Genomic DNA, 14,041 nt, shown 5'->3' with positions numbered 1-14,041 from the left:
GTGGCCGAAATTGCATCCCCCTCCGGGGACGGCACCTGCCCCGGGCGCGGCGAAACGGAGGTTCCCCGTGCTGGTTTCGCCGCCGTTAACGGGCCGCGCGGCAGCCTGTGGGGCGTGACGAGAGCGATGACGCAAGCCGGTCTCCAGGGCCGTGCGGACAGCAGGCCGCTGCCGGTACGTGAAGTACGGCGACTGGCCGCGCTGTTGGCGCGGGCCATGGAGTCGGGTGAGCCGACGGCCCCGCTCCACCTCGCCTTCCCTGAGGTGGACGGCGCCGAGGCCGAACGCATCCGTGCGGCCCTGCTGGACCGCACCGCCGACGACGGCCCGCGCTGGGCCGTCATCGCCGACCCCGCACCCGGCGGTGAGCGCTCGCTCGCCCACGTCACGGCCGGCATGGTGCACCCCGGTGGCCGTGTCCTCGTCGAGCGACCGGACGCCGTGGTGCTGCGGGCGCGGCTGCTGCTGCGCGTCGCACCCGGTTCCCCCGGCCTGCTGCCGCCGCTCGCCCTGTGCTGGGAGCTGCGCCGCCAGGTCTACGGGGAGGGTCCCAGCCCCGCCGACCTGATCGCCGCCAACGCCGGCGTGCTGCTGGTCGTCCCCGGCGACATGCCCGCCGAGGCGGCACGGGGCCGGGAGCCCGGCACGGTGTCGTGGAGCGTTGGCGCGGCCGGCGATCGCGCCGCGAGCGGTGTCCTCACCGCCGACGACGTCCGCGACGACCTCGCGTGGGCGGCGGGACTCGCCGGCGACCCCTTCGGGTACGTGCTGTCCCGGCCGCTCGGCCCGCCACTCGGTCCGAGCGTCACCTCGGCGACGCTGACCGCCGACGCGGCCGGGCTCACCCGCTCGGTGACCGTGGCGCTGGAAGCGCCGCCCGTCACCGGGTCCCGGACGGACCCGGGCCCGACCGGTCCGCGTCCGTCCGGGACCGTCCAGGGGCCGCGGTCCGACGCCACCGACGTCGGACCCCGCCCCGGCCGGTGACGACCGGGGCCCGCGACACCCGATCCCGCCCAAGTGCCCCGCACGGCCCGCCGTGCCTCACCCCGCACGGCTTCTCGCGCCGTGCTCGTACGGCCCGCCGACCCGTACGGCCCCTTCGACCCTCCGCCCCAGTGCCCTCCTCGCCCCTGCGACAGGCCTTCACCCGCCCGAGGTGGTAGCGATGCAAACCGACGCCCCGCAGACCCCGTCCCCGCACGCGGAAGTCCCTCCCAGCTGTAAGGAAGCCCAGACCCGGGCCGGTTCCACGGCGGCCGCCGCCCCGCCGGGCCGCACGAAGAGCGCCGAGGTCCGGCGCGCGTCCGGCGGCGCCGTGGACCTCTTCCAGCGGTACGCGGTCCTGCTGGTCCTCGTGGCCCTGGTGGCCGTCTACTCGGTGCTCGCCCCCGACACGTTCCCCACCATGGACACGTTCCGCGTGATCACCTCCACGCAGGCGGTGCTGATCGTGGCCGTGCTGGGTCTCACCCTGCCCTTCGCCGCCGGCGAGTTCGACCTGTCCTTCGGCGCCGTCATCGTCTGGGCGTCGACGCTCACCGCCGTCCTGACGAAGCAGCAGGAGTGGCCGCTCGCGGCCGCCGTACCGGTCGTGCTGGTCAGCTGTCTGCTGTGGGGAGCGCTCAACGCGCTGTTCGTGGTCGGCTTCGGCATCAGCTCGATGGTGACCACGCTCGGCTCCAGCACCGTGATCATCGGTCTGACCCTCGCGGTCAGCCAGTCCCAGGTCATCGCGGGTCCGCCCGAGCTGCTGACCAACCTGACGACCGGGAAACTCCTCGGTCTGCCCTACCCGGTGTGGTTCAGCTTCGCCGTCGCCGTGGTGGTCTGGCTGATCCTGGAGCACACCCCGCTCGGCCGCTACCTGTACTTCACCGGTGAGGGCCGCGAGGTGGCCCGGCTCAGCGGCCTTCCCGTGGACCGGCTGCGCACCGGCGCGCTCATCGCCAGCGCCCTGTTCTGCGGTGTCGCCGGGATGATCAGCTTCGGCCGGCTGGGCAGCGCCGACCCGAACCTCGGCTCGTCGTTCCTGCTGCCGGGTGCCGCCGCCGTGTTCCTCGGCGCCACGGTCGTCCGCCCCGGCCGGTTCAACGCCTGGGGCACCGTCATCGCCGTGTACCTGCTGGTCACCGGCGTGACCGGGCTCCAGCTCCTCGGCGGGGCGGGCTGGCTGGAGAACGTCTTCAACGGCGGGGCGCTCGTACTCGCCGTCACCTTCGCCCACGTCGTCGCCCGCCGCCGCACCCGCGTCTGAGCCGGCGCGCACGCCATCCCCGGTACGTCACTCACCGGATGGAACGCCACGTACGCCCGCCGGCACTGCCTGGCGCTCCCCCGGCCCGAACGGCCCCGTACCGCCCGTGCGCAGGCGACGCGCCCGCCCACGACTCCACCCGAACGCCGAAAGGAACCCTCGTGCGAATCCACAGCCTCCCCCGGAGCAGAGCCGCCGGTGCCGCACTCCTCGCCGCCGCGCTGATCGTGCCGCTCTCCGCGTGCAGCGCCGCCCAGGGCATCACCGAGAAGGCCGCTGACAGCAAGACCGTCGCCGCCGCCCGGAAAAGCGCGCAGGCCCTGGTCGACAAGGCCTCCGGCCCCACCGTGTTCACCAAGCCCGGCGACGCCTTCGACATCACCGCGGCCCGCGGCAAGACGGTCTGGGTAGTCACCCTCGACAACAGCATCCCGTACGTCCGCGCCGTCCTGAACGGGATGACGGAGGCCGGCCGCCAGGCCGGAGTGAAGGTCCGCGTCTTCGACTCCAAGGGCTCCACCAGCACCGCGGGCAAGGGTGTCGAGCAGGCGCTCGCGACCGACGCCGCCGCCGTGGTCGCCTTCGGCATCAACCTCAGCGAGGTCAGCGGCGCCGTCCGCGCCGCGCAGCAGGCGAAGGTGCCGGTGATCTCCGCGTTCAACGTGGACGCCAACGCGCCGCTGGAGGAGGGCGCCGCCGGTGCCGTGAGCGTCGACTTCTACGACTCCGGCCGCATCCTCGCCGCCCACGCGGTCACCGCGACCGACGGCCCGGTGCACGCGTCGTACCAGCACCTGCCCTCGGTCGCGACGTTCACGGCGCTGAAGAAGGGCCTCCAGGACGGGTTCAAGGAGTTCTGCCGCAGTGGCTGCAGCCTCTCCGTCGACGATCTCAACCAGGCCGACTTCAAGCAGGGCGCCGAACGGGTCACCTCCTCGACGCTGATGCGCAACCGCAAGCTGAACTGGGTGTTCCCGGCGATCGACGGCATCGCCCAGTTCACGGTGCCCGCGATCGAGGCCGCGAACCGGCCCGAGGTGCAGGCGTCCAGCATCAACGCGGTCACCGCCAACCTGGAGTTCGTCCGCAACGGGCGCGTCCAGAGCGCCGACGTGGGCAACAACAACTCCTGGCTGGGCTGGGCGATGATGGACCGCAGCCTGCGCGCGATCACCGGGCAGAAGGCGGCCACGACCGTCGTCCCGCTGAAGCTGTTCGTCAAGGACAACCTGAAGGGCAAGGACCTCGCCGACGAGGACGCCCTGTTCGACGGCGCCGACTACCGCGGTGGCTTCACCGCCCTGTGGAAGACGCGATGACCGCGCCCGGCACCCTCACGGAACAGGGCGGCGGACGGCCCGAGGACGCCGGGTCCCGTGCGCAGCACCGCGGCATCAGGCTGGAGGGCATCAGCAAGACCTTCGGCCCGACCCGTGTCCTGCACTCGGTCTCCCTCGACTTCCCGGCCGGCCGCACCACCGCGGTCCTCGGCGAGAACGGAGCCGGCAAGTCCACCCTGTTCAAGATCCTCTCGGGCTTCCACGCCCCCGACGCCGGTGGCCGTCTCGTCGTCGACGGCACCGAGCACCGGCTGCCGCTCACCCCGACCTCCTCCGCCGACCTGGGCTTCGCCTTCGTCCACCAGGATCTGGCCCTCGCCCAGACCCTCAGCGTCGCCGAGAACGTGTGCGTCGGCGCCCTCGTCACCTCCCGCGCCGGACTCGTGCGCTGGCGGGAACAGGCGAGGCAGGTCAAGGAGTTGCTGGACGGCCTCGGCATGGACATCGACCCCGCGGCCCCCGTGCACCGGCTGCCGCAGGGCGAGCGGGCGGTCCTCGCCATCGCCCGTGCCCTGTACGCGCGCGGCCGGCGCCACTCCAAGCTGCTGGTCCTCGACGAGCCGACGGCCAACCTCACCGAACGCGAGCGCACCAGCCTGTTCGACGCGATCCGCCGGGTCACCGCCCGCGGCACCGCCGTCGCCTTCTGCACCCACCGTCTCGAAGAGGTCGGCATGATCGCTGACCGCGTGGTCGTGCTGCGCGACGGGCGCCTGGTGTCCGAGCACGAGGCGGGCGACATCGCAGGACCCGGTGAACTCGCCGCCGCCATCATCGGATCCGCGCCCCGGGCGGCAGCCGCCCGGACCGCGCGCACCGAACCCGGCGCGCCCGTCCTGCGCGCCGAGGGACTTCGTGGCCGCACCGGCAGCCCCGTCGACCTGACCGTGCACGCGGGCGAGATCGTCGGGGTCACCGGGCGCGCGGGCGCCGGCCACGACGCCCTGCCCATGCTGCTCCTCGGCTCCGACCGCACCGCGGGCACCCTCACCGTCGGCGAGCGCACCCTGCGGGCCTGGCGCCCCTCGGCCGCGCTCGCCGCGGGACTCGCCGTCCTGCCCGCCGACCGCAAACAGCACAGCGGCGTGCAGAGCTTCGGCATCCGCGAGAACCTCACCCTGGTCAGCCTGCGCCGCCACACCCGCCGCGGCTTCGTCGACCGGACCGCCGAGCGCCGTACCGTCCAGGACGCGATGGAGCACTACGACGTACGGCCCCGCACGGAACCCGACCGGCCGCTCGGCACCCTGAGCGGCGGCAACCAGCAGAAGGTGCTCCTCGCGAAGTGGCTCCAGCGGCCCGGGCTGCGCTGCCTGGTGCTGCACGAGCCGACGCAGGGCGTCGACGTGGGCGCCCGCCGTGCCCTGCTCGACACCGTCACCGCGCTCACCGAGGAGGGCCTCGGTGTCCTCGTCGTCGGCTCCGACCACGAAGAACTGGCCCAGATCTGCGACCGCGTCCTCGTGATGTCCCGCGGCGCCGTCGTCGGCGAACTCGACCGCCCGGCCGCGGACGAGATCTCGGCGGCGTGCCTGGGCGCGACGACGCCCGCGGCGGCATCGGCGACGACGGGAGCGGCGCCGTGACGGCGTACGAGGAGTCCGGAAGCACGGGACCAGTCCCCGCGACGGCGTACGAGGAGTCCAGGAGCACGGGACCAGTCCCCGCGACGGCGTACGAGGAGTCCAGGAGCACGGAACCGGTCCCCGCGACGGCCGGCGCGCGCCCCGGCGTCGCGGCGACGACGGCCCCCACCCACGGCACCCGGCGCTCCGTCCTCGTCCTCAACCCCAACAGCTCCGCCGTCGCCACGGGCCGTATCCGCTCCGGCGCCGAGCTCTGGGCAGGTCCGGGCATCGACGTCGACGTGCGCTCGCTGCCGGGCGGTCCGGCGGGGATCGACAGCGGCGACGACATCGCACTCGCCGCCGCGCTGACCCTCCGGGAGGCACCCCGGCTCGCGGCCGGGCGGGACGCGGTGGTCGTCGCCTGCGGCCACGACCCCGGCCTCGCCGAGGTCCGCGGGCTGCTGCCGGTGCCCGTCGTCGGCATCGCCGAGGCCGCCATGCTCCAGGCCTGCCTGTACGGCGGCCGGTTCGCCGTACCGGTGTTCTCACCGCGCTCCGTGCCGCTGGTGCGGGGCCTCGTGCACCGGTACGGACTCGACGCGCGGCTCGCATCGATCGTGCCGATGGCGACGGACACCGCCGCCGCCGTACGCGACCCGGAGGCGCTGCTCGACCAGTACGTGCGGGCCGGGCGCACCGCACGGGACCGGGACGCCGCCGACAGCCTCGTCCTGATCGGCTCCGTCGTCGGCGCCCTCGCCCCGGCCCTCGAAGCCGAACTCGGCGTCCCCGTGGTCGCCGGACTGCCCGCCGCGCTCGCCCTCACCGGCGCTCTGCTCACCCACCGCACACCCCAGGAGTCGATCCGATGAGCACCACCACCCTCGTCCACGGCGGTCCCGTCCTCGATGTGCGCCACGGCACCTGGCGCGAGGGCGCCGCCGTGGTCGTCGAGGACGGGCGCGTCACCGAGGTCGTCGGCCGTGACGCCGTCCCGCACGAGACGGAAGCCGAGATCGTGGACACCGACGGAGGGCACATCCTGCCCGGCCTCATCGACGCGCACGCCCACCTGATGAGCCGGTCAGGCGTCGAGGCGGACGCCGGACTCATCACGCGCAGCGTCGTCGACGGCGTCATCACCGCCCGCCGGTTCATCGAGTCCGGCGTCACCACCGTCCGCGACCCCGGCTGCAAGCACCGCGGCATCCACGCGCTGCGCGCCGAGCTCGCCGCGGGCCGGGTGCTGGGCCCGCGTGCCTTCACGGCCGGCCCGAACGTCGTCGGCAGCGGCGCTCCCGTCGACTGGCGCAACGTCTTCGCCGACGGTCCGGACGCCGTACGCCGCGCCGTCCGGTTGGAGCGGCTGGCGGGCGCCGACTTCATCAAGCTCGTCCTCAGCCACACCACCGCCGACTCCGACTGGACGGTGTGCCTGCGGTACCTCAACGACGAGGAGATCGCGACGGCCGTCAGCGAGGCCCATCTCCTCGGGGCCCGTGTCGGCTGTCACTGCGAGGGCATCGACGCGGCCCGCGCCGCCGTCGCCGCCGGCGTCGACGTCGTCGACCACGGTCTGGCGATCGACGCGCCCCTCGCCGCCCGGATGGCCGCGCAGGGCACCGTCTACGTCCCCACCCTGTGGGCGTTCCGCACCAAGACCCACCTCAACGTCGGCCAGACGATCACCGAGGACCAGGCGGCCGTGTACGAGGAGCGGATCGGCGCCGTCCACGAGCAGTCGGTCCGGAACGCCGTCGAGGCCGGCGTCACGATCGCCGCGGGCAGCGACCCGATCCACTGGATCCCCGCCCGCGACGTCCTGATCTGCGAGCTGGAGGCACTGACGGAAGCCGGACTGAGCGCCGCGGACGCGCTGCGCGCCGCGACCCTCGGCAGTGCCACCGCGCTCGGCGAGCAGGACAACCTCGGCAGCCTGGAGCCCGGCTACCGCGCCGACGTCCTCGTCGTCGACGGCGACCCGCTCACTGATCTGCGCGCCCTCGGCCGGCCCCGGCTCGTGATGAGGGACGGCCGCGTCCTTGTCGACCTGCGCGACGACAAGGCGGCGGCCGAGGCCCTGTGGGCCGACATCGCCACCGGACAGCCCGCGTCCGAGCGCCAGCCGGAGATCTGGCTGCGCCGCGACTGAGCCGGCCCGGCCCGGAACCGGACCGGGCCATCCGCACCACCCCACGACCCCGACGACCCTTCGCAAGAGGAGCACCCCATGACCGTCACCGCCCAGGAATGGCACCAGCGGGCCGAGCAACTGCGCTGGGAGGAGCGCGCGTTCATCGACGGCGCCCACACCGACGCCGCCTCCGGCGAACGCCTCGACACCGTCTCGCCCGTCGACGGCCGCACCGTCGCCTCCAGCCCCGCCATGGGCCCGGCGGACGTCGACCGGGCCGTCGCCGCCGCCCGCCGCGCCTTCGAGTCCGGCGTCTGGTCGCGGATGGCGCCGATCGCCCGCCGCGCGGTGCTGCTGCGGTTCGCCGAGCTGATCCGCCGCGACCGCGAGCACCTCGCGCTGGTCATGACCCTCGACAGCGGCAAGCCGATCGGCTCCACGCTCGGCGAGGCCGACCACGCGGCCGACGTGCTGCGCTGGTTCGCCGAGGCCATCGACAAGGTCTACGGCGAGGTCGCGCCGACCGCGGACAGCGCGCTCGCCCTCGTCACCCGCGAACCCCTCGGCGTCGTCGCCGCCGTCGTGCCGTGGAACTTCCCGATCGGCATGCCGATGTGGAAGATCGCCCCCGCCCTCGCCACCGGCAACTCCCTCGTCGTGAAGCCCGCCGAGCAGGCCCCGCACGTCGTCCTCGCGCTCGCCGCGCTGGCCGCGGAGGCGGGCGTCCCCGAGGGGGTGTTCAACGTCGTCACCGGCCTCGGAGAGTCCGTCGGTCGCGCCCTCGGTCTGCACCCGGACGTCGACAAGGTCGCCTTCACCGGCTCCACCCAGGTCGGCAAGTTCTTCCTGGAGTACGCGGCGCAGTCGAACATGAAGAGCGTGTCGCTGGAGTGCGGCGGCAAGTCCCCCAACATCGTCCTGGAGGACGCGCCCGACCTCGCCGCCGCGGCCGAGGGTGCCGCGCTCGGAGCGTTCGTCAACCAGGGCGAGATGTGCAGCGCCGGCTCCCGCGTCATCGTGCAGGAGTCCGTGCGCGAGGAGTTCACCGAGCGGCTCATCGAGGCCGCGGGCGCCTGGCGGCCCGGCGACCCCCTCGACCCGGCGGTGAGGATGGGCGCGCTCGTCGACGAGTCCCAGCTCTCCCGCGTCCTCGGCTACGTCGGCATCGGCCGTGAGGAAGGCGCGCGCGTCGCCACCGGCGGCGAGCGCGGACGCCCGGACTCCGGCGGCTGCTACCTGGAGCCCACGGTCCTCGCCGACGTCACCAACGACATGCGCGTCGCCCAGGAGGAGATCTTCGGCCCCGTGCTGTCCCTGATCACCGCGAAGGACGCCGACGACGCCGTACGGATCGCGAACGACTCCCAGTACGGGCTCGCCGCCGCCGTCTGGACCCGTGACGTCACCACCGCGCACCGGGTCTCCCGCGCTCTGCGCGCCGGCACGGTGTGGGTGAACTGCTACAACCACTCCGACGTGACCGTCCCCTTCGGCGGCTTCCGGCAGTCCGGCACCGGCCGTGACAAGTCCCTGCACGCGATGGAGCAGTACACGCTGCCGAAGACGGTCTGGGTGAACCTCGGTGCCTGAGTTCACCCAGGTGAGGGCACCGCACTACGCCGCGTCCGGTGCGCCGACTCCCCCGTTCGCCGGCCGGGTGCTCGTGGCCGGAGGTACCGTCATCGGCCCCGACGCCACCGAAGCGGCGGACGTCCTCGTCGAGAACGGGGTCATCACGGCGGTCGCGAGCCCGGGAGTGCTGCGCCACGCCGACGCGGACGAGACGATCGACGCGGGCGGCTGCTGGGTGCTGCCCGGCGGCATCGACCCGCACACCCATCTGGACACCCTGATCCGCGGTCACCGCACCTGCGACGACTTCCACCGGGGAACCGTCGCCGGGCTCGCCGGGGGCACCACGTCGATCCTCGACTTCTGCTACCCGGAGCCCGGCGAGTCACCGCTGGCCGCGCTGCACGCCTGGCAGGCCCGAATGCTCGCCCAGCGGCCCGCGGCGGACGTCGGCGTCCACATGGTGCTTGTCCAGCCCGGCGAGGACGAACTGGCCGAGCTGCCCCGCCTGGTCGCCGAGGGCGTCACCAGCATCAAGGTGTACATGGCCTACCGGGGCCGCCGGATGACGGACGACCGCGGGCTGCTGCGGATCCTGCAGTGCGCGGCCCCGCTCGGCATCACCGTGCTGGTGCACGCGGAGAACGGCGACGCGATCGACCTGCTCACCGCGCAGGCGATCGACCGCGGCGAGACCGCGCCGCACCACCACTCGCACACCCGCCCCGACCTGCTGGAGGCCGAGGCCGTCAACCGGATCGCGCACCTGGCCCGGGTCGCAGGCGCCCGCGTCTACATCGTCCACGTCTCCGGCGCCACCGCACTCGACCCGATCCGCAGATCCCGCGCGGCGGGCTGGGACGTACACGGCGAGACCTGCCCGCACTACCTCGTCCTCGACGAGCATGCCCTGGAGGGCGACCTCGCCACCGCGGCGCAGGCCGTGTGCTCACCGCCGCTGCGCCGGGCCGCCGACCAGGAGGCGCTGTGGCAGGCGCTCGCCGACGGCAGCCTCGCCATGGTCTCCAGCGACCACTGCGCGTTCCGGATCGCCGACCAGAAGATCATGGAGCCGCGGTTCGACTGCATCCTCAACGGCCTCCCCGGCATCGAGCAGCGCATCATGCTGCTCCACCACTTCGGGGTCCGCACCGGTCGCATCACCCCGCGCCGCTGGGCCGACGCCGTGTCCACGGCCCCGGCCCGCATGTTCGGGCTGCTGCCCCGCAAGGGCCTGATCGCCCCCGGCGCCGACGCCGATCTGCTCGTCTTCGACCCGGAGCGCCGCCGCACCCTCACGGTCGCCGACCACCACTCGGCCGTCGACCACCTGCCGTACGAGGGCATCGAGGTCATCGGCGCGCCCCGCGCCGTCCTCGCCGGCGGACGGATCGCCGTACGCGACGGGCGCCCCGTACCCGGCCTCGCGGGCGGCGGCCGCTTCCTCGCCCGCACGCCCGGCGTCCCGCACGCGGAGGAGCCGCGGCCCGCGGCCCCGGTCCTCCAGACCACCTGACCGCACACACCTCAGCCCACGACAGCCAGGAGAGAGATCACATGACCACCACCCCCGACCGCCCCTACGCCCCGCCGACCACGGTCTCCGTCTCCCGTGGGCACCGCACCGACGCGTACCACCTGCTCACCCCGGCCAACCAGTTCCCGAGCCGGCTGCCCGGCTTCGACGGAGTGATCGTGAAGAAGCTGGCCACGCCGCGGCTGCACCGCGCCCGGTTCGGCTGGTACCTGCTGGAGATCGAGCCCGGCGGCGGCACTTCGGCCGTCACCGGCGCCGAGCACGAGCACTTCCTGCTCGGCCTCGACGGCACGCCGCACGTCCTGGCCGGCGACGCCGAGCACGACCTCGCCGACCAGGGGTTCGCGTTCCTGCCCGCCGGCACCGGCTTCCAGCTGCGCAACGACACCGCGGCCCCGGCCCGGCTCCTGTGGATCAAGCAGGAGCACCAGCCCTGGCCCGGCGTACCCGCCCCGCAGCCGGTCAGCGGACGGCTCGGCGACGCGGAGTACCGGCCCGGCTCGGTCGCCGGGATCAGCCGCGCCGAACTGCTGCCCGTCGACGCGCCCTACGACTTCTCGATGAGCGTGCTGTCCTTCGAGCCGGGCGCCGTCTTCCCGAAGGTCGAGGTCCACGACGAGGAGCACGGCCTGTGGATGCTGAAGGGCTCCGGGCTGTACCACCTCGACGGCGACATCATGGAGGTGGAGACCGAGGACTTCATCTACATGGCCCCGTACTGCCCCCAGTACTTCTACCCGACGGGGCCCGGTACCGCCGCCTACCTGCTCTACAAGGACATCAACCGTGACGGCTTCTGAGCACACCACCGACGCGACGGGCCCGGTACCGACGGGGACCGCGCTGCGCGACGCGCTGTGGACGAGGATCGACGAACGCGCCGACGAATTCCTGTCCTGGCTCGTCGAACTCGCCGCGCAGCCCAGCGTCAGCGTCACCGGTGAGGGCGTACGCGAATGCGCGGCGCTCCTCACCGACATCCTCAAGCGGATCGGCGTCGACTCCGAGACCCTGGAGACCGGCGGCAGCCCCATCGTCTGGGCGGCCCTCGGCGAGCACTCCGCCGAGGACACCCCGCACCTGCTGATCTACGGCCACTACGACGTCGTGCCCGCCGGCGACCCCGCCGACTGGCCGTTCCCGCCGTTCGAGCCCACCGTCCACGAGGGGGCGCTGTGGGGCAGGGGAGTCGGTGACAGCAAGGGCCAGCTCCTCGCCCATCTGTGCGCCCTCGCCGTCTGGACCGACGTCACCGGCGCTCCGCCGCCGCTGCGGCTCGACCTGATGCTCGACGGCGAGGACGAGACGGGCTCCCTGAACACCCGCCGTTTCATCGCCGAGCACCCGGAACGGTTCACCGCCGACGCCCTCTACACCTCCGACGCCTCCACGCTGGGCCTGTGGCAGCCGGCACTCTTCCTCGGCGTACGGGGCGCGCTCTACCTGGAGTTCACCTGCGAGGGCAGCCCGCAGGAGTGGCACTCGGCGAGCTACGGCGGCATCCTGCCGAACCCGGCGGACCGCCTCACCCGGGCGCTCGCGTCCCTGACCGACGCGGACGGACACATCCTCGTCGACGGCTTCCACGACGGCATCGAACCGGTCCCGGAGTCGGTCCGGACCGCGGCGGCGGCCCTCCCCGACACCTTCCTCCCCCCGGCCCAGGACCTGGGCGTCCGCGCCTACACCACGTCCGACCCGGTGGACGCGATGTTCTTCTCGCCGCGCATCTGCGTCTGCGGCATCGAGGCCGGCTACACCGGCGAGGGCCTGAAAATGGCGGTGCCGACCCGGGCGACCGCCAAGGTCGACATCGCCCTCATGCCCGGCCAGAGCCCGGCGCGCACCGCCCAGCTGATCCGCCGTCACCTGGACGACCACGGCTGGGACGACATCACGTTCACCGTCCTCGCCGACTGCCCACCCTCCTCGATCCCCGACACCCACCCGCTCGTCACCACGGCCCGCGCCGCGCTCGGCGCCGTGTGGGGCCAGGAAGCGGCGGTGATCCCCTCGATCGGCGGAGGAGGCGTCTTCGGCGCGTTCGTCGAGCACGCCGGACTGCCCTGCCTCCTCGTCCCGTACGGCCAGCCCGACCTGCAGGAGCACTCCTCGCAGGAGCACTTCTCCCTGGAGTGGTTCAGGAACGGCATCAAGACCAGCGCGGAGGTGTTGCGCCGCCTGGCCGAGGGCGAGGCCACGGGGTGGACGCGCCGCGTCCCGTCAAAGGAGGCCGGATGACCGTCGTCGACGTCCACACCCACATGCTGCCCGCGCAGGTGCTGGCCGGCGACTGGCCGCCGGCGCTCGCGGCGGGCCTGCGCACCACCGAGGACGGCCGCCTGCTCTCACCCACCGGGGAACGCCTGCCCGCCCACTACCCGGATCTGACCGACCCGGCCGCGGCACTCGCCCGTATGGACCGGCAGGGCGTGGACCGCGCCGTGGTCTCCCTGACCCCCCACGCGTACGCCGTCGGTACGGGACCGGAGGCGACGCGGTACGCCCGCGCCGCGAACGACGCGCTCGCCGCGTACGTGGGCAGCGCGGCGGCGGCCGGCCGACTGACCGGCCTCGCGACCCTGCCCGTGGGCCGCCCCGAGGACGCGGCGGCCGAACTGGAGCGGGCGGTCACCCGCCTCGGTCTCGCGGGCGCGCAGATCACCACGGGCCCGGTCGCGGGCCGCCCCCTCGACCGCGCGGGCCTCGACGCGCTGTTCACGGTGTGCGAGACCCTGGACGTCCCGCTGTCCCTGCATCCGTCCTACTGCGGTCCCCTGCAGGACCCGGACCTGTTCCTGCACAACTCGGTCGGCGCCCCCCTGGACACGGCCCTCGCCTACGCTCGCCTCGCCGCCTCCGGCACCCTGGACCGCCATGCGCGCCTGCGCCTGGTACTGGCCCACGGCGGAGGCGTCCTCGCCCAGCTCCTGCCCCGCCTGGACAACAACTGGCACTACCGCGCCGACCTCCGCACCCGCGCCCACCACCCGCCGAGCGCCTATCTGGACCGGGTCTGGTGCGACACGGTGGTCCACACCGCCCCCGCCCTCCGCCACCTCAAGGAAACCTTCGGCGAACCCCACCTTCTCCTGGGCACGGACGCCCCGTACGGCACGGGAGTGGCAGACCCGGTCCCCACCCTGGAACAGGCAGGCCTGAACCCCCACGCACTGGGCGGGACCGCCGAACGCCTTTTCCGCACGGTGCGGTCCGGGCCGACCGCGACAGGACACTCCGCGGAGACCGTGGTGGATCTCCGCGAGGAGATCATCCGCCTGGAGTCCTCGCTCCTCGGTGCCGAGGCGCGCAATGACGTCGGCCGGCTCGAACAACTGATCCATCATGACTTCTACGAGATCGGGCGCACCGGAAAGTACTGGGAGCGCGAGGAGGTGATCCGCGTCCTCAACAGCATCCCGGACCAGGTGCAGGGCGTGACCTTCGACCGGGTCGTGGAACTCGCCCCGGGCGTCGTCCACGTTCGGTTCCGCACCGAGGACTCGGTTGGCGTGGTTCACCGCAGCTCCATCTGGACGCGCGAGGACGGTCGCTGGCAGCAGCGGTACCACCAAGGCACGCCGGACACCCAGGCCGGCTGACCGAGGCGGCCGCGCGGCCGGCGCCGCCCAC

The 14,041-nt window shown here is 73.6% G+C and carries 11 protein-coding genes; all 11 read left to right on the top strand.

The annotated features are described in order from the left end of the window. The first annotated feature begins 114 nt into the window (after positions 1 to 114). The 11 genes from TNCT6_RS27770 to TNCT6_RS27720 all read left to right on the top strand — a co-directional run bounded on the left by TNCT6_RS27770 (position 115) and on the right by TNCT6_RS27720 (position 14,010). Complete coding sequence (locus TNCT6_RS27770) at positions 115 to 987, top strand: hypothetical protein (protein WP_141363302.1); 873 nt, start codon at positions 115 to 117, stop codon at positions 985 to 987. 181 nt (positions 988 to 1,168) lie between these two features. Beyond that, positions 1,169 to 2,257 carry an ABC transporter permease gene (locus TNCT6_RS27765; protein WP_141363300.1) on the top strand — a complete coding sequence of 363 codons (1,089 nt, stop codon included), beginning with the start codon at positions 1,169 to 1,171 and terminating at the stop codon, positions 2,255 to 2,257. A gap of 161 nt (positions 2,258 to 2,418) precedes the next feature. Continuing rightward, a complete protein-coding gene (locus TNCT6_RS27760; protein ID WP_172633050.1) occupies positions 2,419 to 3,576 on the top strand; it encodes a substrate-binding domain-containing protein in 1,158 nt (385 codons plus the stop codon). Further along, positions 3,573 to 5,183: a sugar ABC transporter ATP-binding protein gene (locus TNCT6_RS27755; RefSeq protein WP_141363296.1), complete on the top strand. Its 1,611-nt coding sequence runs from the start codon at positions 3,573 to 3,575 to the stop codon at positions 5,181 to 5,183. Before TNCT6_RS27760 ends, TNCT6_RS27755 begins: the two co-directional genes overlap by 4 nt. Next, positions 5,126 to 6,037 (top strand): aspartate/glutamate racemase family protein, encoded by a 912-nt coding sequence (locus tag TNCT6_RS27750; protein WP_141363294.1) that lies wholly within the window; start codon positions 5,126 to 5,128, stop codon positions 6,035 to 6,037. Before TNCT6_RS27755 ends, TNCT6_RS27750 begins: the two co-directional genes overlap by 58 nt. After that, complete coding sequence (locus tag TNCT6_RS27745) at positions 6,034 to 7,317, top strand: amidohydrolase family protein (RefSeq protein ID WP_141363292.1); 1,284 nt, start codon at positions 6,034 to 6,036, stop codon at positions 7,315 to 7,317. Before TNCT6_RS27750 ends, TNCT6_RS27745 begins: the two co-directional genes overlap by 4 nt. Positions 7,318 to 7,395: 78 nt before the next feature. Beyond that, positions 7,396 to 8,889 (top strand): aldehyde dehydrogenase, encoded by a 1,494-nt coding sequence (locus TNCT6_RS27740; protein WP_141363290.1) that lies wholly within the window; start codon positions 7,396 to 7,398, stop codon positions 8,887 to 8,889. Beyond that, complete coding sequence (hydA, locus tag TNCT6_RS27735) at positions 8,882 to 10,387, top strand: dihydropyrimidinase (RefSeq protein ID WP_141363288.1); 1,506 nt, start codon at positions 8,882 to 8,884, stop codon at positions 10,385 to 10,387. Before TNCT6_RS27740 ends, hydA begins: the two co-directional genes overlap by 8 nt. Before the next feature lie 41 nt (positions 10,388 to 10,428). Next, positions 10,429 to 11,208 carry a (S)-ureidoglycine aminohydrolase gene (gene allE / locus TNCT6_RS27730; protein WP_141363286.1) on the top strand — a complete coding sequence of 260 codons (780 nt, stop codon included), beginning with the start codon at positions 10,429 to 10,431 and terminating at the stop codon, positions 11,206 to 11,208. Continuing rightward, entirely contained in the window at positions 11,195 to 12,649 is a 1,455-nt protein-coding gene (locus TNCT6_RS27725) for a M20/M25/M40 family metallo-hydrolase (protein ID WP_141363284.1), read from the top strand. The genes allE and TNCT6_RS27725 overlap by 14 nt, the downstream gene beginning before the upstream one ends. Beyond that, positions 12,646 to 14,010, top strand: a complete 1,365-nt coding sequence (locus TNCT6_RS27720) for an amidohydrolase family protein (protein ID WP_141363282.1) — start codon at positions 12,646 to 12,648, stop codon at positions 14,008 to 14,010. Before TNCT6_RS27725 ends, TNCT6_RS27720 begins: the two co-directional genes overlap by 4 nt. Positions 14,011 to 14,041 lie beyond the last annotated feature (31 nt).

It is taken from the genome of Streptomyces sp. 6-11-2, assembly GCF_006540305.1.
Taxonomy (GTDB): Bacteria; Actinomycetota; Actinomycetes; order Streptomycetales; family Streptomycetaceae; genus Streptomyces.
The sequence above is the reverse complement of the archived record's forward strand: the minus strand, read 5'-3'. Positions and strand labels throughout refer to the sequence as shown.